Genomic DNA, 21,176 nt, shown 5'->3' on the forward strand with positions numbered 1-21,176 from the left:
AACGACCGCCAGCAGGGATCGCACCGCGGTGGTACTAAACCCGTACGATTACGAGTTCCACGAAGATCCGTATCCGATATATCGGCGGCTGCGCGACGAAGCACCGCTGTATCACAACGAGGAGCTGAACTTCTGGGCGCTGTCGCGGCACTCTGACGTGCTGCAGGGCTTTCGGAATAGCATTAGTTTTTCGAATTCGCTTGGCGTGTCGCTTGATCCGGTATCGCGCACTACCGAGGCATACCGCGTCATGTCGTTTCTCGCGATGGACGACCCGGGCCACCTTCGCCTGCGCACGCTGGTGTCGAAGGGATTTACGCCACGGCGCATTCGGGAACTGGAACCGCGGGTCACCGAGCTGGCAGTCCAGCATCTGGATACCGCGCTGCAGTCGCCATCCTTCGACTACATCGGCGAATTCGCGGGCAAGCTGCCGATGGACGTCATCTCCGAACTGATGGGCGTGCCCGAACCGGATCGGGCCCGGATCCGCGAGCTTGCCGATGGCGTCGTGCACCGCGACGAGGGCATCGCCGACGTGCCTCGTTTGGCAATGCAGGCATCGGCGGATCTGATGGCCTACTACGCCGACATGGTGTCCGAGCGGCGCAAGACGGCACAGAATGACCTCACTTCGGCGTTGTTGGACGCGGAGATCGACGGTGATCGCCTCTCCGACCAGGAGATCATGGCGTTTCTGTTCTTGATGGTGGTCGCCGGGAACGAGACCACCACCAAGCTCCTGGCAAACGCTGCCTATTGGGGCCACAAGAACCCGGATCAAATGGCCCCTATCTACGAAGACCACTCCCGTATTCCGCTGTGGGTCGAGGAGACGCTTCGCTACGACACCTCGAGCCAGATCCTGGCCCGAAACGTCGTCGAAGACATCACGATGTACGGCGCCGCCATTCCGGCCGGTGACGTGCTGTTACTACTGCCAGGCTCGGCCAATCGCGACGAGCGGGTGTTCGAGGACGCCGATCAATACTGCATCGGCCGTGAGATCGGTTCCAAGCTGGTCAGTTTCGGCAGCGGCGCGCATTTCTGCCTCGGCGCACACCTGGCCCGCATGGAGGCTCGGGTGGCGCTGACCGAACTGTTCAAGCGCATCCGCAGCTACGAGGTCGACGAGGATGCCGCCGTTCGAGTGCATTCCAGCAACGTGCGCGGCTTTGCCCACCTCCCGATGACGGTGAAGGCGGCCTGATGCCCCGCTTTGCACCCCATCCCAAGCGGCGCCCCGCGATCATTGCCGGCGCGTCGTCGGGCATCGGCGCGGCAACCGCCCAGGAGCTGGGGCACCGGGGCTTCCCGGTCGCACTCGGCGCGCGGCGGGTGGACAAGTGCCGCGAGCTCGCCGAGCAGATCTGCGCCGAGGGCGGCGAGGCGTTAGCAATTCCGCTCGACGTCACCGATGCCGAGTCGGTCAAAGGCTTCGTGCACCGGTCGACGGAGGAGCTCGGCGACATCGAGGTTCTGGTCGCCGGCGCCGGCGACACTTTCGTCGGCCGCCTCCATGAAACCGGTACCGACACGTTCGAATCCCAGATCCAGATCCACCTGATCGGTGCGTACCGGTTGGCCGCCGCGGTGCTGCCGGGAATGGTGGAGCGCCGACGCGGTGACGTCATCTTCGTGGGTTCCGATGTGGCGCTGCGCCAACGTCCGCACATGGGGGCCTACGGCGCCGCGAAAGCAGCACTGATCTCGATGGTCACCAACTTGCAGATGGAACTCGAGGGCACCGGTGTGCGGGCGTCGATCGTGCATCCGGGCCCGACGAAGACGGGCATGGGCTGGAGTCTGCCACCCGAATCGATTGGACCGATGCTGGCGGATTGGGCCAAATGGGGGCAGGCCCGCCACGACTACTTCCTGCGGGCCTCGGATCTTGCCAGGGCCATCGCGTTCGTCGCTGAAACGCCGCGCGGCGGCTACATCGCGTCGATGGAGGTACAGCCGGAGGCACCGCTTAGCAACGCATCGAAAGAACGTCAGCAACTGAAGTATCCGGAGACGTGATGACCAGCCAAGGACTAACGGAAGTCCCCCGCGTCTCCGGCGGCGACGACGAACACGGTCACCTCGAGGAGTTCCGCGCCGACCCGATCGGCTTGATGCAGCGGGTGCGCCACGAGTGCGGCGACGTCGGCTGGTTCCGACTGGCCGGCAAGCACGTCGTACTGCTGTCCGGGGCCGAGGCCAACGAGTTCTTCTTCCGGTCCAGCGACGACGACCTCGACCAGGCCGAGGCGTATCCGTTCATGACGCCGATCTTCGGCAGGGGCGTGGTGTTCGACACCGACCCCGAGCGCCGAAAGGAAATGCTGCACAACGCCGCATTGCGTGGCGAGCAGATGAAGGGCCACGCCACCACAATCGAGCACGAGGTGCGCCGAATGATCGCCGACTGGGGCGACGAAGGCGAAATCGACCTGCTCGACTTCTTCGCCGAGCTGACGATCTACACCTCGTCGGCATGCTTGATCGGCACGAAGTTTCGCAACGAACTCGACTCCCGGTTCGCGCGCCTGTACCACGAGCTCGAGCGCGGAACTGACCCGCTCGCGTACGTCGATGCCTACCTGCCGATCGAGAGTTTCCGTCGCCGCGACGAGGCCCGAGTGGGCTTGGTGGCCTTGGTCGAAACCATCATGGAGCATCGCCGCATCAACCCTCCGGCCGACAAGAGCGATCGCGACATGCTCGACGTGCTGATCACCATCAAGGACGAATCTGGTAAGCCGCGATTCACCGCCGACGAGATCACCGGCATGTTCATCTCGATGATGTTCGCTGGCCACCACACCAGCTCGGGGACCGCGAGCTGGACGCTGATTGAATTGCTGCGCCATCCCGACACCTACGCCGAAGTGATCGCCGAACTCGACGAGCTGTACGCCGACGGTCAGTCGGTGAGTTTCCACGCGCTGCGCCAGATTCCGCGACTTGAGAACGTACTCAAGGAGACGCTGCGGCTACATCCGCCACTGATCATCTTGATGCGGGTAGCCAAGGGCGAGTTCGAAGTCGAGGGCTATCCGATCCATGCCGGTGACCTGGTCGCCGCATCGCCGGCGGTCTCGAACCGGATCGCGGACGATTTCCCCGACCCGGACGCATTCGTGCCGGAGCGCTACCAACAGCCGCGCCAGGAAGATTTGATCAACCGGTGGACCTGGATTCCGTTCGGGGCGGGCCGGCATCGCTGCGTCGGTGCCGCGTTCGCCACGATGCAGATCAAGGCGATCTTCTCGGTGTTGTTGCGCGAGTACGAGTTCGAGATGGCGCAGCCGCCCGACAGCTACCGCAACGATCACTCGAAGATGGTGGTGCAGCTCGCCCAACCGGCCCGCGTGCGCTACCGCCGACGGAGCTAGCGGAGGCGATCATGGGCTACCGGGTGGAAGTCGACCTGGACCTGTGCCAGGGCCACGCGATGTGTGAATTGGAGGCGCCGGGTTACTTCAAGGTGCCAAAGCGCGGACAGGTCGAAATCCTCAATTCCGAACCGCCCGAGGACGTCCGACCGGAGATCGAACAGGCCGTGTGTGCATGCCCCACCCGGGCACTGTCCATTCGAGAAACAGGAGACTGACCATGCCGTCGTTCCCCCGCAACGAACTCGAAGACGTCGTCCATCGGTGGCTGGACGCCAACCGCGAAGCAGAACGGATCGGCGACTGGCGCGTCTTGGCGAACTTCTACACCGACGACGCCACCTACGGCTGGAACATCGGGCCGAAGGAAGACGTGATGTGCGTCGGCATCGACGAGATCCGCGACATCGCGCTCGGGCAGGAGATGGAGGGCCTGGCCGGCTGGCGTTACCCGTATCAACGGGTAGTCATCGACGACCGCATCGGCGAGGTCGTCGGGTTCTGGAAACAGATCTCCGGCGATTCCGAGCAGGAGGCGTACGGCATCGGCGGCAGCTGGTTCCGCTACGCCGGCGACGGCAAATGGAACTGGCAGCGCGACTTCTTCGACTTCGGCCACGTGCAGACCCTCTACCTGGACCTGATCAAGGCAGGCAAGCTCAGCGCGGGGATGCAGAAGCGCATCGAGCGGGGCATGTCGGGTGAGAAGGTGCCAGGTTACTTCCCGCTCGGCAAGGCCCCGGTGCCCCTGTGGTGAGCGCCACAAACCGCCCCGTAGCATCTGCCCCGTATGCAGCATCGCCGCTCTGCCGCCGGCGCCGTCAAGACAGGTGGAGGTTCTAGATGAAGACCAAGGGCGCGCTCATCTGGGAGTTCAATCAGCCGTGGTCCATCGAGGAGATCGAGATCGGCGAGCCCCAGAAGGACGAGGTCAAGATCCAGATGGAAGCGGCAGGCATGTGCCGCTCCGACCACCACCTGGTCACCGGCGGCATTCCGATGGCCGGTTTCCCGGTACTCGGCGGGCATGAGGGCGCGGGCGTCGTCACCGCGATCGGTCCCGGTGTCGAGGACGTCGCCCCCGGCGACCACGTCGTCTTGTCGTTCATTCCGTCCTGCGGCAAATGTCCGTCGTGTCAGGGCGGCCTGCGCAACCTCTGCGATCTGGGCGCGGGCCTGCTCAGCGGATTGGCGGTGTCCGACGGAACGTTCCGCATTCAGGTCAACGGCAAGGACGTCTACCCGATGACGCTGCTCGGCACGTTCTCGCCATACATGGTGGTGCACAAGAGCTCGGTAGTGAAGATCGACCCGTCGATTCCCTTCGAGGTGGCGTGCCTGGTCGGTTGCGGCGTGACCACCGGCTATGGCTCAGCGACCCGTACCGCGGACATCCGCCCGGGCGACGACGTCGCGATCGTCGGCGTCGGCGGCGTGGGAATGGCCGCGCTGCAGGGGGCAGTCAACGCCGGCGCGCGGTACATCTTCGCCATCGACCCGGTCGAGTGGAAGCGTGACCAAGCGCTGAAGTTCGGTGCCACGCATGTCTATCCGGACATCGACGCCGCGCTGATGGGCATCGCGGGGGTCACCGCGGGCGGGCTTGCCAAGAAGGTGATCGTCACCGTCGGTGAGGTGCACGGCGACGATGTCGACAAGTGGATGAACATCACGGCCAAGGGCGGCACCTGCGTGATGACCGCGATCGGCAGCCTGCTGGATACTCAGGTGACGCTGAACCTGGCGATGCTGACGTTGATGCAGAAGAATCTGCAGGGCACCATCTTTGGCGGCGGCAATCCCCATTACGACATTCCACACCTGTTGTCGATGTACAAGGCCGGCAAGCTGAACATCGACGACATGATCACCCGGCAGTACAGGCTCGAGCAGATCAACGAGGGCTATCTGGACATGCTGGAAGGGCGCAATATTCGCGGCGTCATCCGGTTCACCGACGCCGACCGCTGATCACGGGTTAGTGGCCGCGGGCCACCCACTCGTCGTAGTGGCTGAGTTCGGCACCGATCGTTGTGCTTTCGCCGTGGCCGGTGTAAACGATCGTTTCCTCGGGTAGCTTGCCGAGTCGCTGCGAGATCGACGCCAAGATCGTCGGAAAGTCCGAATAGGACCGCCCGGTCGCGCCGGGGCCGCCCTGGAATAGGGTGTCGCCGCTGAACACCGCACCGAGTTCACCCGAGTACAGGCAAGTCGACCCGGGCGAATGGCCTGGCGTGTGGATCGCGCGCACGTCAACGCCGCCGACATTCAGCACGGCGTCTGGTTCCAGGGCGCGAAACTCCTTGTCCGGATGAGTCACCCGCCACAGCACCTCGTCCGCCTGATGCATCAGCACCGGAGCATCGAGCGTCTGACTCAACTCAGGGGCGACGGTGACGTGGTCGTTATGCCCGTGCGTGCAGACGACGGCGACGACATTGCGCCCGCCCACCGCCTCGACTATCGGCGCGGCACGGTGGGCGGCATCGATCACCACGACGTCTGAGTCGTCGCCAACGATCCAGATGTTGTTGTCGACCTCCCAGCTGCCGCCGTCGAGTTCGAACTTCCCATGGGTGATGACGCGCTCGACGGGGCTCACATCATCACCACCGACCGCAGCACTTCACCGGTATGTATCTTGTGGAACGCCTCCTCGACGCCGTCGATGCCGATCCGCTCGCTGACGAACCGGTCCAACGGGAGCCGCCCTTGCAAGTACAGGCTGATCATCGTCGGGAAGTCGCGCTCGGGCAGGCTGTCGCCGTACCACGAGGACTTCAGCGACCCGCCGTGCGAGAAGAAGTCCAGCAGCGGCATGTCGAGCCGCATTTCTGGGGTTGGCACGCCGACCAGCACCACTGTGCCGGCCAGATCGCGGGCGTAGAACGCCTGCTTCCAGGTTTCGGGTCGGCCCACCGCGTCGATCACCACGTCGGCGCCGAACCCGTCGGTAAGGTCCTGAATGGCCTCCACCACGTCGGTGGTGCGCGCGTTGATCGTGTCGGTGGCCCCGAAATCCTTGGCCCACTGCAGCTTTTTGTCATCCGTGTCGACGGCGATGATGCGCTTGGCGCCCACCAGCCGTGACCCGGCGATCGCGGCGTCACCGACACCGCCGCAGCCGATCACCGCCACGGTGTCGTCGCGGCTCACCGCCCCGGTGTTGATCGCGGCCCCGAGCCCCGCCATCATGCCGCATCCCAGCAGACCCGCCACTGCCGGATCGGCCGACGGGTCAACCTTGGTGCACTGGCCGGCGTGCACCAGCGTCTTGTCGACGAACGCCCCGATGCCCAGCGCCGGTGTCAGCTCCGTGCCGTCGGTCAGCGTCATCTTCTGGGTGGCGTTGTGGGTATCGAAGCAGTACCACGGCCGTCCCCGTCGGCACGCCCGGCACTGACCGCACACCGCGCGCCAGTTCAGCACCACAAAATCGCCGGGCTCGACCGACGTTACCCCGGAGCCGACCGTTTGCACCGTGCCGGCGGCCTCATGGCCCAGCAGGAAGGGGTATTCGTCGTTGATGCCGCCGTCGCGGTAGGTCAGGTCGGTATGACACACGCCGCACGCGGTGACGCCGACCACAACCTCGCCGGGCCCCGGATCGGGAATCACCACGTCGACAAGTTCGACCGGCTCGCCCTTCTTGCGGGAGATCACCCCACGTACTTGCTCAGCCATAACTATCCGAGTCTAGCCATCGGGCTCAGCAGAGCCTTTGTGGCTCAACGGCCACGAGTTCCTACTATCGATGACGGGGTACCAGGGCATCGCAGCGCGGCGTGCCGGAACTCGAGGGTTCTTCAACGAAAGGCTGTCCAACCTTGCGCGCCTGGGTCGTGTGGTCTACCGGACTGTTCGCCTACATCCTGGCGGTCCTGGATCGAACGACCCTCGGTGTGTCGGGGCTCGAAGCAGCCCATCGTTTCGACGCCAGTCCCGGTGTGCTGTCGTCATTTGTCGTACTGCAGGTCATCGTGTACGCGGCCGCGCAGGTTCCGGTGGGCGTTCTGCTGGACCGGTTCGGGTCGAAGGCGCTGATCGCGTCGGGCGCGGTGCTGATGGCGGCCGGCCAGATGACGCTTGCGCTCACCGAGTCACTGCCCGCGGCCATCGCGGCGAGGGCGATCGTGGGTCTTGGCGACGCCGTCACATTCATCTCGGTGCTTAGACTCGTACCGCACTGGTTCCCGCCCCGGAGGGTGCCGCTAGTGACCCAGCTGACCGGCATCTGCGGCCAGTTGGGTCAGGTGCTGTCGGCCGTTCCGTTCCTCGCTCTCCTGGTCGGCTCGGGGTGGACCACCGCGTATGTCGCGGTCGCGGCGCTCGGCTTGCTGTGTGTCGTGTTGATCCTCGCAGTGGTTCAAGACACACCGCCGCACGTCCACCTCCCGAGAGAGAAACTTGCCGTCCACACGACCCTCACCAGCGTGCGAACCGTGTGGCTGCGACCCGGAACGCGGCTGGGATTCTTCACCCACATGGGCACGCAATTCTCGGTGACGGTCTTCGCGCTGATGTGGGGTGTGCCGTACTTGACGGTGGCACAGGGTGTTTCGACGAGCATTGCGGGCACGCTGCTGTCCATTTCGGTGGTGGCGGCCATCTCGGCGGGGATCGTGGTCGGTGTATTCACCGGCCGCTATCCGCGCCGCAGATCGCGCCTGGTGCTGGCGATCATCGCAAGCAATGCGGCCGTGTGGGCGGTGGTGCTGGCGCTGCCGTTCCGGTCGCCGTTGTGGCTGTTGCTGCTGCTCGTGATCGTGATCTCGGTGGGCGGGCCCGGCTCTATGGTCGGGTTCGACTTCGCGCGCACGTTCAATCCGAGAGCCACGCTGGGTACCGCCCAGGGCATGGTCAACATGGGCGGGTTCATCGCGTCGCTTCTCGTGATGCAGTCGATGGGCGTGATCCTCGATGCTGCGGGCGGATACTCATTCGATGCGTTCCGCCTGGCCTGGACGGTGCAGTACGGCGTCTGGGCGCTGGCCGCGATCGGCATCCTGATCACACGGAAGAAGGCCCGCCGGGCGATGGAGTCGGCTGAGCAGAGCAGATATCTACTGGAGGGCTTCGAGAGCCCCCCAGTTCATGCGACTGCCACCGACCGCTAGCGCTTGCGCGCGCTCTCGCGCCGGTTGGCCTTCTTGATGGCCGAGACGAGTTCGTCCTTGCTCATCGACGAACGCCCCGGGATGTCCAGGCGCCGCGCGACATCCATCAAATGCTGCTTGCTCGCGTTCGCGTCGACCCCCTCGGCGGTCGCGCCCTTGGCGTTCGGCCCGCCGCTCTTGGCGCGTTGGTCGGACGGCCCGCGCTTGCCCTTCGGCTCCCAGTGGTCGCCGACCTTCTCATAGCTGTGCTTCAGCGCGGCGTAAGCCACTCGGTGAGCGCGCTGCCCCTCGCCGTACTCCTTCACGGCCGAATCGTGCGCCTTGGCGAAAGTGCGCTGCGCCTTCGCATCGGACTTCTGCAGCGTGCTTGGTAGCTCGCTCTTCTTCGCCGATCCCGACGTGGTCGTCTTCGGCATCGTCGATCTCCTTCGTCGTCGCGGTCGCGGCCGCACAATGCTTACCCGCAATGCTTACCCAGCTAAGCCTCGGGCAAACCGAATACGCGTTGAGACCGTTGCCGCCCCGCGGCAGATCGCCAAGTCGCTAGTGCGACACCGCGATCACGTCCACGACCACAAAACCTATGTGCCCAACGCTCGCCGCGGCGCATCGGCCGACCTAGAGTCAAGACACTGCGATCACGATGAAAAAGTAGGGACGGCCGTGGGCATGCAGAGGGTCGATCCAGGAGGCGGTTAGATGTTCGCCAACTTCGGCTGGGAGCACTTTGTGGTGTTGTTGATCGTCGGACTGGTCGTTTTGGGCCCAGAGCGCCTACCCGGAGCGATCCGATGGACGGCCAACGCGTTGCGACAGGCCCGCGACTATGTCAGCGGAGCCACCAGTCAGCTTCGTGAGGAGCTTGGACCGGAATTCGATGACCTGCGTGAGCCGATCAGTGAGCTACAGAGGCTGCGGGGGATGACGCCGCGGGCGGCGTTGACCAAGCACCTGCTGGACGGCGACGACTCGGTGTTCACCGCGATGAGCGGGTTGGCTGACGAACGTGCTGCGCCGCAGGAACCGGCTGCACCATCGCAGCCGGCGGATCGGTCCGGGACCGGCCCGCCGTTCGACCGCGACGCGACGTAACCGTCGCGGATCTCAGTACTGTGATCGCTGCGCCGACACGAACAGGCTCTGTGGCGTGGCATCCTCGACGCCCTCGGGCGGGCGCCGATCGTGGCGGCTCAGTAGCTCTTCTGCCGTCGCGACAGAAACCTCCCAGCCGTTGTTCCGCAACCACTCGCCGACATCGGTGCGTTCTTCCCAATACCACAGGTCACCAACATCAGGCATCTCACGTTGATGCAGCTTGGCGGCGGCTGCCCGGAACTTTTCCAGCTGCTTGCGTTGACGCTCATACCCGTCCGCGTGGTAGGCGTCGCTGCTCATTGCCTCCACGGCGATGCGGCTACCCGGTGCGCTCAGCTCGTTGATGCGCTCGAACAGGGTGTCTTGTGCTTGGGCAGTAAGGAAGGGCAACAGGCCCTCGGCCGACCACGCCGTCGGGGCAGCGGTGTCAAATCCCGCTTGCCGCAATGCCTTCGGCCAATCGTGGCGCAAGTCAACGGGAACATTAACGAGAACAGCGCTCGGTCGGGCGCCCTTGGCGGCCAGTGTTCCGCCCTTGAAGTCCAGCACTTTGGGCTGATCGAGCTCATAAACGGTGGTCCCATCCGGCCACTGCAGGCGCCACCCGCGGGCATCGAGCCCAGCAGCCAAAATCACGGCCTGGCGCACGCCGCCGTTTGTCGCTGCCAGGAAGAACTCGTCGAAAAACACTGTGCGGGAAGCCACGTAGTCCCGCATCGCCCGCATCCGCACCCCCAGTTCCCCGTCGACGTCGGCCAATTCCTCGGACAACGTGCCCGACGCGAACGTGTTCCACATCCCGTCCCCGGCGGCGGCGAGGAACAGCTTCGCATAGGGATCCTCAATCAGCGGATCATCGCTGTCGGTTTCGGCGGCGCGGGCCGCGGCGACGCCGAGGGCGGTCGATCCCACGCTCTCGGTGATGTCCCACGAATCGTCGTCGGTTCTGGCCATTGGTTATTCCTCCACTTGTGAGAGCCATGTGAGCCCGCTTTGAATGCTAGTTCACCTAATCAATTCCAGCGTACTCCTCCACCACTTCGGCCAGACGACCGTATTGCGGGTACCGAGCTGAAAGACTCTTGCCGACAGAGAGGGTAGGCATGCGTGGATCCGCTCAGTGCTGGCTCACCGATATGGACGGGGTTCTGGTGCGTGAGGAGCACGCACTGCCGGGAGCCGCGGAGTTCCTGCAGCAGCTCACCGAGCACAATCGTCGCTTCCTCGTGCTCACCAACAACTCGATCTTCACCCCCCGAGATCTCGCCGCCCGCCTGTCCCGGTCGGGTTTGACGGTGCCCGAGGAATCGATATGGACCTCCGCGCTGGCCACCGCCTCTTTTCTCAACGATCAGCTGCCCCGCGGCTCTGCATATGTGATCGGTGAGGCCGGACTGACCACCGCGCTGCACGAGGTGGGTTACACCCTGACCGACGTCGAGCCCGACTTCGTCGTGCTCGGCGAAACCCGCACGTATTCGTTCACCGCGATCACCAGGGCGATTCGGCTGATACTGGGCGGTGCGCGGTTCATCGCAACCAATCCCGATGCGACCGGACCGTCGGCCGAAGGGCCGCTACCGGCGACCGGTTCGGTCGCAGCCATGATCACCAGGGCCACCGGACGCCAGCCCTATTTCGTCGGCAAGCCGAACCCGATGATGTTTCGCAGCGCGCTGAACCGGATCGAGGCGCACTCGGAGAACACCGTCATGGTCGGCGATCGGATGGACACCGACGTGGTCGCGGGCATCGAGGCCGGGCTGGAGACGATCCTCGTGCTCACCGGATCGACGACTCTCGACGAGGTAGAGCGCTACCCGTACCGCCCCAGCCGCGTGCTCAACTCGATCGCCGAGGCGATCGAGTTGATCTGAATTGCGAAGGTCAGCCGACGAGGCGCGCGATGGACCGCAATGGGATGCGCAGCCATCCGGGCCGGTGCCGCGCCTCGTAGGCGGCCTCGTACACCGCCTTGTCCAGCTCGTATGCGGTCAGCAGGTGCTCGGCGTCGCGCGGATCCGAGCCGGACGCGGCGGCATAGCCGTCACAGAAGGAGGCGCGGTTGCGGGCCACCCATTCGCGGGCCCTGGCGGCAAGCTGTTTGCTCGGCTCCTCGTTTTCCTGGTTCACCAGCAGCTGGTATGCGGCATATTCGAACGATCGCAGCATGCCGGCGACATCGCGCAGAGCTGAATCCGGCTGGCGCCGCTCCTCGAGCGGCTGGCCCGGCTCGCCCTCGAAGTCGATCAACAACCACGTTTCCGGAGTGCGCAGCACCTGACCCAGATGCAGGTCGCCATGCACCCGTTGCACGGTGATCGTCTCGTCGGCAAGCTTGCCGAACCGGTCCTCGATCGACGGCACGTACGGCCGTAGTTCGGCCACCGCCGCCGCGGCCGACGACAGCCGCGCGAGTACCGCGTCCACCGGGAAGACGGTCTGCGACGACCCGAGATGCTCGGCAAGAGCGGCGTGAACCGAGGCGACGGCCTCCCCCAGTCGGTATGACTCGCCGGCGAAGTCGCCGCCGACCTCGTACGCGTAGAGATCACCCTCAGCGAACAGATCGCGAACACTGGCGGTGGCCATGTCCCAGCCCTCGGCCGAAGTGGCTGCGTACGCGCTGACCATGCCAAGCGGATACGTGTCACCGCCCAACGCCATCTCGACGGAGCCAAGCAACCGGGCCACGTGCGGATTTCCTGCCCGGCCGAGCACGCGGTTCAGCTCGATGTCGGGGTTGATGCCCGGTGTGACCCTGCGGAACAGCTTGAACACGGCGTCTTGCTCGAAGATCACGCTGGTGTTGCTCTGCTCGGAGTCGAACACCCACGGCGCGGCGTCCAACGGCAGCGAAACGTCCGGCTCCTTGGCGAACCTGACATCGCCGATCACGGCCGACGAGTCGATCAGCGACAGCAGATACCGCGGCGCCGACGGGTCATACAACGCGTCGTAGGCGGTGCGATCGTCGACGGAACCGATCGTCGCGACCGTGCTGTACTCCGGAATCGGCCCGGTGTCCCACCTGACAATGATCTGGTAGCGCTCCGAGGACCCATCGGTATAGGACACGTCGACGAGCACCAGGTCGACGTCATCCCGCAGCGACACCACGCTGCCCGTTTCGGCGGACGCCAGTTCGCGGGTGCGACCGGCATACCAACGCTGCCGAGGCAGCCACTCCGACCAGGACAGATTGGCGGGCGAACTCATTGCGACTCCTCAGGCCCGCGAAGCTCGAACCAGTAGAACCCATGACCCGGCAGGGTCAGCAGGTATGGCAGCTGGCCGATCCGCGGGAACTCCACATGCCCGGTCATCTCGACCGGTGTGTACCCATTCCAGTGCTGCAGATACAACTCGATGGGCTGCGGGAAGCGGGACAGATTGTTGACGCACAGCACGGTGTTTTCCCCGCCGTCGTCGGTTATTTCCCGCACATAGGCGAGCACCGACGGATTGGAGCCACCCAGCTCCCGGAAGGTGCCCGTCGCGAACGCATCGTGTCGGCGGCGGACTGCCAACATGGTGCGGATCCAGTTCAGCAGCGACGTGGAGCTGTCGCGTTGCGCCTCGACGTTGGCGGCCTGATAGCCGTAGACGGGATCCTGGCTCGGCGGAAGGTAGAGCCGGCCGGGGTTGGCGGTCGAAAAGCCCGCATTGCGGTCGGGTGTCCACTGCATCGGGGTTCGAACCCCGTCCCGGTCGCCAAGCCAGATGATGTCACCCATGCCGATCTCGTCGCCGTAGTAGATCACCGGCGATCCCGGCAGCGAAAGCAGCAGCGCGGTGAACAACTCGATTTGGTTGCGGTCGTTTTCCAGCAGTGGGGCCAGCCGCCGTCGGATACCCACGTTGGCCTTCATCCGCGGATCCTTGGCGTACTCGGCGTACATGTAGTCGCGTTCCTCGTCGGTGACCATCTCGAGCGTCAGCTCGTCGTGGTTGCGCAGGAAGATTCCCCAATGCGCCATCTCGGGAATCGGCGGGGTCTGGGCCAGTATCTCTGAGATCGGAAAGCGCGATTCCCGCCGGACCGCCATGAAGATGCGCGGCATCAGGGGGAAGTGGAAAGCCATGTGGCACTCGTCGCCGCCGGTAGCCGGATCGCCGAAATATTCGACGACGTCGGCCGGCCACTGGTTGGCCTCGGCGAGCAGCACCCGGCCCGGGTATTCGTCGTCCATCACCTTGCGGCAACGCTTGAGAAAGGCGTGTGTCTCGGGCAGGTTTTCGCAGTTCGTGCCCTCGCGCTCGAAGAGATACGGCACCGCATCCAGCCGGAAGCCGTCGATGCCGAGGCTGAGCCAGAACCGCAACACGTCCAGCATCGCGTCCTGAACGGCCGGGTTGTCGTAGTTCAGGTCGGGCTGGTGCGAGAAGAACCGGTGCCAGTAGAACTGGCGGCGCACCGGATCGAACGTCCAGTTCGACTCCTCGGTGTCGACGAAGATGACCCGGGCGTCGGCGTACTTCTCGCTGGTGTCGCTCCAGACGTAGTAGTCGCCGTATGGTCCGTCCGGGTCGCGGCGTGACTCTTGAAACCACGGGTGCGCTTCGGAGGTGTGGTTCATCACCAGATCGGTGATGACCCGGATGCCTCGCCGGTGGGCGGCGTCGAGCAGGGCGACGAAGTCGTCGACCGTGCCGTATTCGTGCAGCACCTTGTAGAAGTCGCGGATGTCATAGCCGCCGTCGCGCAGTGGTGAGTCGTAGAACGGCGGCAGCCAGATGCAGTCGATACCCAGCCACTGCAGGTAGTCGAGGCGTTCCGTCAGACCCCGCAGGTCGCCAGAGCCGTCCGAGTTGGAGTCGCAAAACGCGCGGACGAGTACTTCATAGAAGACGGCGCGCTTGTACCACGTGCGATCGGCGGGCAGAATTCGGGCCTGCCCGAAATCCTGCGCTGTCGGGTGCTCGACGACGCCGTGCTCGACGTGGCTGCCCTCGGCCGGATCCCGTGGATCGTTCGCGACGTTTTCGGCGGGGTGAGTCGACACGTCCATCGCTCACCAAACGTACCCACTACGCCGAGCCGAATCACCCGCCGGCGCTACGGCTCTTCACTGAGGCTGCTCGTGACCGGCTCTGCCATGTGCCGGTGGCGAACCAATTCGTTGCCGCCGCCGACCACCAGCGGGGTGCCGACACGTCGGGAAACTTCCCATGAGCGCGGGCTGACCAGCTTCCGTACGCATATTGTCAGCGTGAAGCTGGGATCCGGTGCCCGCCGGAGGGAGTGAGCAACGCGTGCATACCAAACCCGATGCGCTCTGGGCTTCGGCGGGCGAGGGCGAATGACCACGGCTCGGTGTTATGCCACCGTGCTGCTAGATGATGAAACGCAGCGGTCATTAGCCGCGCTGATCGGCCCGCACGAAGCGGCTTGGGTGCATGGATGCGCGCTCGAACATGGCCACGAAGGCGGCCATGCCTCCAAGGCGGACCGCGCCGGCTCGTTGAACTACTGGATTCAGTGGGAGGACGGAGGCCGGCCCCGCATCAGCACGGCCGGTCCGCCGCATCCGGCCGGTCCGCCGCATCCGGCCGGGCGGCCGCATTCGGCCGGTCCGCGTCCCGGCTCGACCGATGATCGCGCCCATGAGCGTCCTCGGCTGGCACCAACAGCGCCAGCAGCACCCGCGCCAACTTCTTCGGAAAGCGGCCCCGCCCAACCCGAGTCGGCGACCTCCGGACGGGCATCGCAAACCGAGGCGCTCTGGGCAATCGCGGCCGCGTTAGAGCGTCTCGCCGACATTTGTAAGTCGCTCTTGCAGGCCGATGAAGGGAGCGGCCGCCACGGCACGGGCCGCGGCGGTTGATCGTCGGGAACACGCCGCGCCGCTGCAGCTCGTAGACCATTAGTGTCAGCGGCGCCGGCGACGGATACCTTCGCCGTTGGTGTTCTCGACCACTCCATGACGCAACAGGTGGTCGATCAGCGGCGCGACACCCGCCATGAAATGCTCCGCCATGGCCGTGCGTGCGCGCCTCGGGTCGCGCTGCTCCAGTGCCGCCAGCACCCGCCGATGGTCCTTCGTGGATTGAGCCGCCCAGCCCGCGAGCGTGGGGAAAACCGACTCGGGCGCGAATTGGGTGATCTGCGACATCAGCTGGGACAGTTTGGGCGAGTCAGCCGCCACGTTGACGGCGCGGTGGAACTCATGGTTGAGACGAACCGCGCGCTCATGATTGTCGTCCTGGTAAGCCGCTTCCAGTTGCGCCTGGATGGCTTCCAGTTCGCTCAATTGCTCGGCGGTGATGTTGCCGGCCGCCCGCGCGGCGAGTTCGCCACCGACATGGGCCTGCACGCTGGACACATCGGCGATGTCGCGGCCGGTGACGGGCAACACCATGAATCCGCGCCGAGGCTGCTGAACGAGTAGGCCCTCTGCCCGTAGCTCAAGCAAAGCCTCCCGAACGGGTGTGACACTGACACCCAGTTCGGCGGCCAGTTGCTCCAACCGAACGTATTCTCCAGCGCCGTATGTCCCCTCGAGGATCCGCTGTCGCACATATCGGGCGACATCTTCGGAAAGCTGTGGCCGGGAAGCGAAGTCGGGGACAGTCATATCTGATATTCGGCCAGCAGCCGCCTGCTGATGATTTGCTTTTGGATCTCGCTAGTGCCCTCGCCGATGAGCAGGAACGGAGCATCGCGCATGAGTCGCTCGATCTCGTATTCCTTGGAATATCCGTAGCCGCCGTGGATTCGGAAACTCTGCTGGGTGACCTCGGAGCAGAGCTCGCTGGCCAGATACTTGGCCATGCCTGCCGCCACGTCGTTGCGCTCACCCGAATCTTTCAGCCGGGCCGCGTTGACCATCATCAGATGCGCGGCTTCGATTTTGGTTGCCATCTCGGCTAATTGGAAAGCGATGGCCTGGTGTTCCGCGATGGGCTTGCCGAAGGTGCTGCGCTGCTGCGCGTATCGCACGGCCAACTCGAAAGCGCGCAACCCCACCCCGCACGCTCTGGCCGCTACGTTGACCCGGCCCACCTCGATGCCGTCCATCATCTGGAAGAATCCCTGCCCCGGGGTGCCGCCCAGAATGTCTTCGGCGCCGGCTTGGTAGCCGTCGAAGATCAGCTCGGTCGTGTCGATGCCCTTGTAACCCAGCTTGTCGATCTTGCCGGGAATCGTCAGGCCCGGCACGACTTCGCCGATACCGACTGGTTTTTCCAGAAGAAACGCGGTCAGGTTGCGATGCGGCCTATCGGAACCCTCGTCCGTGCGCACCAACACCGCCACCAGTGTCGAACTGCCGCCGTTCGTCACCCACATCTTCTGGCCGTCGATGGTGTACGTGTCATCGGAATTGCGCTTCGCACGGGTGCGGATCGCGGCGACGTCGGATCCCAACTCCGGCTCCGACATCGAGAACGCGCCGCGCGTCTCGCCCGTCGCCATGTGCGGCAAGAAGCGTCGCTTTTGCGCGTCGGTGCCGTGCTGACGGAGCATGTACGCGACGATGAAATGGGTATTGAGTACACCGGAGACGCTCATCCACCCGCGTGCCAGCTCTTCGACACAAAGAGCGTAAGTCAGCAGCGATTCGCCGAGTCCGCCGTACTCCTCGTCAATCATCAGGCCGAACAGGCCAATATCCCGCATCTGGTCGACGATGTTCTGCGGATAGGTGTCCGTCCGTTCGAGTTCCGGCGCATTGGGGATGACTTCCTTATCGACGAATTCACGCACCGTCGTAAGGATCTCGGTCTGAAACTCGGAAAGGCCGAGGGTTTGGGCGAGCTTGGTCATCTGGGTTCTCTCTCTGCGCTAATCAGCAAGCGATCGTCCCCGCGCCGATGAGGCGGGTGATCTCGCCGGGGTTCAGACCGAGCCTGCCGGTGAGGAGGTCGGCGGTGTCCTGGCCGAGCGACGGCGCAGGCGCGCTGACCGGATGCTTTCCGTCGAACGCGGCGGGTAACCCCGCGGCGAGGTACTCCCCGACTCCGGGTTGGTTTAGGCGGGAGAACAACGGGTTCTTGGTCACTCGGTCGTCGTTCACTACTTCGGCGAAGCTGCGGTAGCGCTCGAACAGCACGTTGGTGCCAGAAAGCGTTGTCGTGATCTCGTCGGCGGTGTGGTCGGCGAACCATCGTGCGAACAATGCCGTCAACACCTCGCGGTAGCGGTAACGGTCACCCTCGGCGCTGAAATCGGCACCGAGCGCGTCGGCAACGGCCGAAACCGGCCCGCCGGCGCCGGTCACCTCGACCAGGTCGCGAAAATGGCGTCCGGTCAACGCGACGATCATGAACCCAACGCCATCCCGGCTGGTGAAGTCCTGGCCGTACTGGCCGTAGATGGCGTTGCCGAGCCGAGGCCTTTGTGTGCCGTTGACCTGTGGCTCGGTAAGAAAGCTGAGATTACCGGCGGTGGCCAGCCCGATGTCCTCCAGAGCCAAGCTGATGCGGGTGCCTGCCCCGCAATCATCACGGCGGCGCAGCGCGGCCATAACCGCGAGCGCGGCGTACAGGCCGCAGCAGACATCCCAGGCCGGCAGCACATGGTTGATCGGACCGACGTGGTTGCCAGGACCTGTGACGAGCGGAAACCCGATAGCCGCGTTGACCGTGTAGTCGACGGCCGTTGTGCCGTCACCGCGACCGAGCATCTGGACGTGGATCACGTCGGAGCGCATCTCAACCAGCCGATCGTACGCGAGCCATGACAGGCCCGCGGCGTTAGTCACCACGATGCCGTCGCCTTCGACGATCAGCCGCTGGACCAGCTCTTGGCCATCGGATGAGCGTAAATCGATTGCCGCAGAACGTTTTCCCCTGTTGAGGCCGGTCCAGTAGATCGAAGTGCCGCTGTCCGCCAGTGGCCACCTGTGAAAGTCGGAAGCACCGCCGATGGGATCGACACGAATCACTTCGGCTCCGAGTTGGCCCAATGTCATGCCGCACAGCGGAGCGGCGACGAAGCTTGAGACCTCGACGACGACAACGCCGTCCAGCGGCATCACCGCCGAACCCGTTCGAAGACCGCGCATTTCTTCGCTCACATGTAGCGTCCCCCGGTAACCTCCAGCACGGTGCCGGTCATGTAGGAGGAGAGGTCGCTGGCCAGGAATAGGGCAACCCTGGCGACCTCGTTCGGCTCTCCGGCACGGCCCATCGGGACCTCGGCGACCTTTTGGTCCCAAATGTGCGGCGGCATTGCTTCGGTCATCGCCGACCGGATCAACCCGGGCGCAATCGCGTTCACCCGCACGCCGAGATGGGCCAGCTCCTTCGCCGCGGCCTTGGTCATGCCGACGATGCCGGCCTTGGCCGCCGAATAATTCGTCTGCCCCGGCAGACCGATCTTGCCCGACAGCGACGACATGTTGATGATCGCGCCGCGCCTGTTCTCCCTCATGACGGCCGCGGCCGCTCGGGTGCCGTTCCAGGTTCCCTTCAGATGCACCGCGATGACTTGGTCAAACTGCTCCTCGGTCATCTTTCGCATCGTCGCGTCGCGGGTGATGCCGGCGTTGTTGACCATGATGTCCAAGCCACCGAATTGCTCGATGGCGGCCCCGATGAGTCCGTCGACATCGGCCGACGAAGTCACGTCGCACCGCACGGCCGCCGCGGTATCAGGACGTCCCAGCCGCTTGGCCGCCGCCTCGGTGGTCTCCAGGTCCAAGTCGCCGAGCACGACCTTCGCGCCCTCGGCCACAAAACGTTCCGCTATGGCAAAACCCAGGCCCTGCGCCCCGCCGGTGACGACCGCCGTTTGACCGCTCAGCATGGACACGGATCACCCATCCTTTGTGTTCGCGGCATAGTACGCACGCGCCGACAGTCCGCCATCATATTTCATATATGATGCAGCAGGCTCGAGGGGCGCCGTGCCGGCGGTGGGCGCGTGCCCGCAGTAGAGGAAGCTTCCCCATATGACCCATAAATCAGCAGTCAGCGACGAAGACTTTCAAGACATCCTCGCCCAGACTCGCCACTTCGTCCGCACCGCGGTAATGCCGCGAGAGCCGGAGATCCTCGTCGACGACCGCGTTCCCGACGATCTCCGCGAGCAGGCGAAGAAGATGGGGCTGTTCGGGTATGCGATTCCCCAGCAGTGGGGCGGCCTCGGCCTGAATCTGGCCCAAGACGTCGAACTGGCAATGGAATTGGGTTACACGTCGCTCGCGCTGCGGTCGATGTTCGGCACGAACAACGGCATCGCCGGCCAAGTTCTCGTCGGATTTGGCACCGACGAGCAGAAGACTCGCTGGCTGGAGGCAATGGCCTCGGGCGAGGTCGTCGCCTCGTTCGCGCTAACGGAGCCGGGCGCAGGATCGAACCCGGCCGGCTTGCGCACCAAGGCCGTTCGTGATGGCGACGATTGGATCATGTCCGGGCAGAAGCGCTTCATCACTAACGCGCCCGTGGCCGATCTGTTTGTCGTCTTTGCCCGCACCCGCCCGGCCGATGAAAGCGGCCCCGGCATCGCCGTGTTCCTTGTGCCGGCCGATACACCCGGGATCGAAGTCGGCCCCAAGGACAAGAAAATGGGTCAAGAGGGCGCGTGGACGGCAGACGTCAGCTTCACCGACGTGCGTGTCCCGGTCAGTGCCCTGGTGGGCGGAAGCGAAGACATCGGATATCGGGCGGCGATGATTTCGTTGGCACGCGGCCGCGTGCACATCGCAGCGCTAGCCGTCGGGGCGGCCCAACGAGCTCTTGATGAATCGGTCGCGTACGCGGCCACCGCCACCCAAGGCGGGACGCCGATTGGCAGCTACCAGTTGGTGCAGGCGATGATCGCCGACCAGCAGACCGGCGTGATGGCCGGGCGTGCCCTCGTGCGAGACGCGGCACGACAGTGGGTCAACAACGAGGACCGAAGAATTGCCCCGTCGGCGGCGAAGCTGTTCTGCACGGAGATGGCGGGCAAGGTCGCAGACCTCGCCGTCCAGATCCACGGCGGCAGCGGATACATGCACGGCGTGCCGGTCGAACGCATCTATCGTGACGTCCGCCTTTTGCGGCTCTACGAGGGCACCAGCGAGATTCAACGCCTCATCATCGGCGCGGGGCTCATCAAGACACCGCCGTCCGGCTGAGACAACACGCCTCCGACCGAAAGGCCTTCGGTAAGCGTGCCGGGTTAGCCGCGGGCTCCGGCTATTGACAGCCGATCCACCAGCTGGTTTCATAACTGACTAACAAGGTAAACATGATCATACTTACCTTTTTTATGGAGAAACCAATGGCGGCGACGACTACTCAGCGCCAGTCCGGGCACTACGAGCTCGGCCATCTGCGCTCACTGGAGGCCGAGGCAATTCACATCGTTCGCGAGGTCGCCGCGGAATTCGAGCGCCCGGTGCTGCTGTTCTCCGGCGGCAAGGACTCGATCGTGATGCTGCATCTGGCGCTCAAGGCCTTTCATCCCGCCCGGCTGCCCTTCCCCGTCATGCATGTGGATACCGGGCATAATTTCGACGAGGTCATCGCCACCCGAGACCAACTGGTCGCGGAAACCGGTGTCCGGTTGGTGGTCGCGTCGGTGCAGGACGACATCGACGCCGGCCGTGTCGTCGACAACGGTTCGTCGCGCAACTCGCTGCAGACCGTC

General features: G+C 64.6%; 21 protein-coding genes. 11 read left to right on the forward strand and 10 right to left on the reverse strand.

Annotation, left to right across the window (positions count from 1 at the left end; translation table 11 throughout):
• Positions 1–28 precede the first annotated feature (28 nt).
• The 6 genes from VE759_RS01895 (at position 29) to VE759_RS01920 (ending at position 5,354) form a co-directional block, all read left to right on the forward strand.
• Positions 29–1,210: a cytochrome P450 gene (locus tag VE759_RS01895; RefSeq protein WP_324927729.1), complete on the forward strand. Its 1,182-nt coding sequence runs from the start codon at positions 29–31 to the stop codon at positions 1,208–1,210.
• Entirely contained in the window at positions 1,210–2,025 is an 816-nt protein-coding gene (locus tag VE759_RS01900) for an SDR family oxidoreductase (RefSeq protein WP_324927695.1), read from the forward strand. The genes VE759_RS01895 and VE759_RS01900 overlap by 1 nt, the downstream gene beginning before the upstream one ends.
• On the forward strand, positions 2,025–3,383 hold the full coding sequence (locus VE759_RS01905) for a cytochrome P450 (protein ID WP_324927697.1): 1,359 nt from the start codon (positions 2,025–2,027) through the stop codon (positions 3,381–3,383). The genes VE759_RS01900 and VE759_RS01905 overlap by 1 nt, the downstream gene beginning before the upstream one ends.
• Positions 3,384–3,394: 11 nt before the next feature.
• Complete coding sequence (locus tag VE759_RS01910; protein ID WP_324927699.1) at positions 3,395–3,601, forward strand: ferredoxin; 207 nt, start codon at positions 3,395–3,397, stop codon at positions 3,599–3,601.
• Between the two features lie 2 nt (positions 3,602–3,603).
• Entirely contained in the window at positions 3,604–4,140 is a 537-nt protein-coding gene (locus tag VE759_RS01915) for a nuclear transport factor 2 family protein (RefSeq protein ID WP_324927701.1), read from the forward strand.
• Positions 4,141–4,226: 86 nt separating this feature from the next.
• On the forward strand, positions 4,227–5,354 hold the full coding sequence (locus tag VE759_RS01920; RefSeq protein ID WP_324927703.1) for an NDMA-dependent alcohol dehydrogenase: 1,128 nt from the start codon (positions 4,227–4,229) through the stop codon (positions 5,352–5,354).
• A gap of 7 nt (positions 5,355–5,361) precedes the next feature.
• Here the strand turns inward: VE759_RS01920 and VE759_RS01925 are convergent, their stop codons facing one another.
• Both VE759_RS01925 and VE759_RS01930 read right to left on the reverse strand, forming a co-directional pair.
• Complete coding sequence (locus VE759_RS01925; RefSeq protein WP_324927705.1) at positions 5,362–5,985, reverse strand: MBL fold metallo-hydrolase; 624 nt, start codon at positions 5,983–5,985, stop codon at positions 5,362–5,364.
• On the reverse strand, positions 5,982–7,067 hold the full coding sequence (locus VE759_RS01930; protein WP_324927707.1) for an S-(hydroxymethyl)mycothiol dehydrogenase: 1,086 nt from the start codon (positions 7,065–7,067) through the stop codon (positions 5,982–5,984). The genes VE759_RS01925 and VE759_RS01930 overlap by 4 nt, the downstream gene beginning before the upstream one ends.
• Before the next feature lie 143 nt (positions 7,068–7,210).
• On the opposite strand from VE759_RS01930, the gene VE759_RS01935 reads away from it, so the two are divergent.
• Positions 7,211–8,500 (forward strand): MFS transporter, encoded by a 1,290-nt coding sequence (locus VE759_RS01935; RefSeq protein ID WP_324927709.1) that lies wholly within the window; start codon positions 7,211–7,213, stop codon positions 8,498–8,500.
• Here the strand turns inward: VE759_RS01935 and VE759_RS01940 are convergent.
• Entirely contained in the window at positions 8,497–8,916 is a 420-nt protein-coding gene (locus VE759_RS01940) for a ChaB family protein (RefSeq protein ID WP_324927710.1), read from the reverse strand. The two genes, VE759_RS01935 and VE759_RS01940, sit on opposite strands and share 4 nt — an antisense overlap.
• Before the next feature lie 283 nt (positions 8,917–9,199).
• On the opposite strand from VE759_RS01940, the gene tatB reads away from it, so the two are divergent.
• Entirely contained in the window at positions 9,200–9,592 is a 393-nt protein-coding gene (tatB, locus tag VE759_RS01945) for a Sec-independent protein translocase protein TatB (RefSeq protein ID WP_324927712.1), read from the forward strand.
• Between the two features lie 12 nt (positions 9,593–9,604).
• On the opposite strand, the gene VE759_RS01950 is transcribed toward tatB, so the two are convergent.
• Positions 9,605–10,549, reverse strand: a complete 945-nt coding sequence (locus VE759_RS01950) for a class I SAM-dependent methyltransferase (RefSeq protein WP_324927714.1) — start codon at positions 10,547–10,549, stop codon at positions 9,605–9,607.
• Between the two features lie 149 nt (positions 10,550–10,698).
• Between VE759_RS01950 and VE759_RS01955 the strand changes: the two genes are divergently transcribed.
• Positions 10,699–11,472, forward strand: coding sequence for an HAD-IIA family hydrolase (locus VE759_RS01955; RefSeq protein WP_324927716.1), 774 nt, complete (start codon positions 10,699–10,701; stop codon positions 11,470–11,472).
• A 10-nt stretch (positions 11,473–11,482) separates the two neighbouring features.
• Here VE759_RS01955 and VE759_RS01960 read toward each other — a convergent pair whose 3' ends face one another.
• The 6 genes from VE759_RS01960 to fabG all read right to left on the reverse strand — a co-directional run bounded on the left by VE759_RS01960 (position 11,483) and on the right by fabG (position 19,346).
• Positions 11,483–12,814 carry a maltokinase N-terminal cap-like domain-containing protein gene (locus VE759_RS01960; RefSeq protein WP_324927718.1) on the reverse strand — a complete coding sequence of 444 codons (1,332 nt, stop codon included), beginning with the start codon at positions 12,812–12,814 and terminating at the stop codon, positions 11,483–11,485.
• Positions 12,811–14,607 carry a maltose alpha-D-glucosyltransferase gene (gene treS, locus VE759_RS01965; protein WP_324927720.1) on the reverse strand — a complete coding sequence of 599 codons (1,797 nt, stop codon included), beginning with the start codon at positions 14,605–14,607 and terminating at the stop codon, positions 12,811–12,813. The genes VE759_RS01960 and treS overlap by 4 nt, the downstream gene beginning before the upstream one ends.
• 861 nt (positions 14,608–15,468) lie before the next feature.
• Positions 15,469–16,173 carry a GntR family transcriptional regulator gene (locus VE759_RS01970; protein ID WP_324927721.1) on the reverse strand — a complete coding sequence of 235 codons (705 nt, stop codon included), beginning with the start codon at positions 16,171–16,173 and terminating at the stop codon, positions 15,469–15,471.
• Positions 16,170–17,363: an acyl-CoA dehydrogenase family protein gene (locus VE759_RS01975; protein WP_324927723.1), complete on the reverse strand. Its 1,194-nt coding sequence runs from the start codon at positions 17,361–17,363 to the stop codon at positions 16,170–16,172. Before VE759_RS01975 ends, VE759_RS01970 begins: the two co-directional genes overlap by 4 nt.
• A gap of 22 nt (positions 17,364–17,385) precedes the next feature.
• A complete protein-coding gene (locus VE759_RS01980; protein ID WP_324927731.1) occupies positions 17,386–18,573 on the reverse strand; it encodes a CoA transferase in 1,188 nt (395 codons plus the stop codon).
• A 38-nt stretch (positions 18,574–18,611) separates the two neighbouring features.
• On the reverse strand, positions 18,612–19,346 hold the full coding sequence (fabG, locus tag VE759_RS01985; RefSeq protein ID WP_324927733.1) for a 3-oxoacyl-ACP reductase FabG: 735 nt from the start codon (positions 19,344–19,346) through the stop codon (positions 18,612–18,614).
• A 145-nt stretch (positions 19,347–19,491) separates the two neighbouring features.
• Here fabG and VE759_RS01990 point away from each other — a divergent pair, with 145 nt between their 5' ends.
• A complete protein-coding gene (locus tag VE759_RS01990) occupies positions 19,492–20,661 on the forward strand; it encodes an acyl-CoA dehydrogenase family protein (protein WP_324927725.1) in 1,170 nt (389 codons plus the stop codon).
• A 134-nt stretch (positions 20,662–20,795) separates the two neighbouring features.
• A partial coding sequence (locus VE759_RS01995) for a phosphoadenosine phosphosulfate reductase family protein (protein ID WP_324927727.1) occupies positions 20,796–21,176 on the forward strand: 381 nt, incomplete at its 3' end.

This window comes from Mycobacterium sp. (assembly GCF_035640695.1).
Lineage (GTDB): Bacteria > Actinomycetota > Actinomycetes > Mycobacteriales > Mycobacteriaceae > Mycobacterium.

Coding starts and splice junctions, on each gene's coding strand:
- fabG (WP_324927733.1), bottom strand. CDS start 19,346: ATGCTGAGCGGTCAAACGGCGGTCGTCACCGGCGGGGCGCAGGGCCTG.
- VE759_RS01915 (WP_324927701.1), top strand. CDS start 3,604: ATGCCGTCGTTCCCCCGCAACGAACTCGAAGACGTCGTCCATCGGTGG.
- VE759_RS01980 (WP_324927731.1), bottom strand. CDS start 18,573: ATGCCGCTGGACGGCGTTGTCGTCGTCGAGGTCTCAAGCTTCGTCGCC.
- VE759_RS01950 (WP_324927714.1), bottom strand. CDS start 10,549: ATGGCCAGAACCGACGACGATTCGTGGGACATCACCGAGAGCGTGGGA.
- VE759_RS01960 (WP_324927718.1), bottom strand. CDS start 12,814: ATGAGTTCGCCCGCCAATCTGTCCTGGTCGGAGTGGCTGCCTCGGCAG.
- VE759_RS01905 (WP_324927697.1), top strand. CDS start 2,025: ATGACCAGCCAAGGACTAACGGAAGTCCCCCGCGTCTCCGGCGGCGAC.
- VE759_RS01975 (WP_324927723.1), bottom strand. CDS start 17,363: ATGACCAAGCTCGCCCAAACCCTCGGCCTTTCCGAGTTTCAGACCGAG.
- VE759_RS01940 (WP_324927710.1), bottom strand. CDS start 8,916: ATGCCGAAGACGACCACGTCGGGATCGGCGAAGAAGAGCGAGCTACCA.
- VE759_RS01900 (WP_324927695.1), top strand. CDS start 1,210: ATGCCCCGCTTTGCACCCCATCCCAAGCGGCGCCCCGCGATCATTGCC.
- VE759_RS01920 (WP_324927703.1), top strand. CDS start 4,227: ATGAAGACCAAGGGCGCGCTCATCTGGGAGTTCAATCAGCCGTGGTCC.
- tatB (WP_324927712.1), top strand. CDS start 9,200: ATGTTCGCCAACTTCGGCTGGGAGCACTTTGTGGTGTTGTTGATCGTC.
- treS (WP_324927720.1), bottom strand. CDS start 14,607: ATGGACGTGTCGACTCACCCCGCCGAAAACGTCGCGAACGATCCACGG.
- VE759_RS01990 (WP_324927725.1), top strand. CDS start 19,492: ATGACCCATAAATCAGCAGTCAGCGACGAAGACTTTCAAGACATCCTC.
- VE759_RS01910 (WP_324927699.1), top strand. CDS start 3,395: ATGGGCTACCGGGTGGAAGTCGACCTGGACCTGTGCCAGGGCCACGCG.
- VE759_RS01970 (WP_324927721.1), bottom strand. CDS start 16,173: ATGACTGTCCCCGACTTCGCTTCCCGGCCACAGCTTTCCGAAGATGTC.
- VE759_RS01930 (WP_324927707.1), bottom strand. CDS start 7,067: ATGGCTGAGCAAGTACGTGGGGTGATCTCCCGCAAGAAGGGCGAGCCG.
- VE759_RS01955 (WP_324927716.1), top strand. CDS start 10,699: ATGCGTGGATCCGCTCAGTGCTGGCTCACCGATATGGACGGGGTTCTG.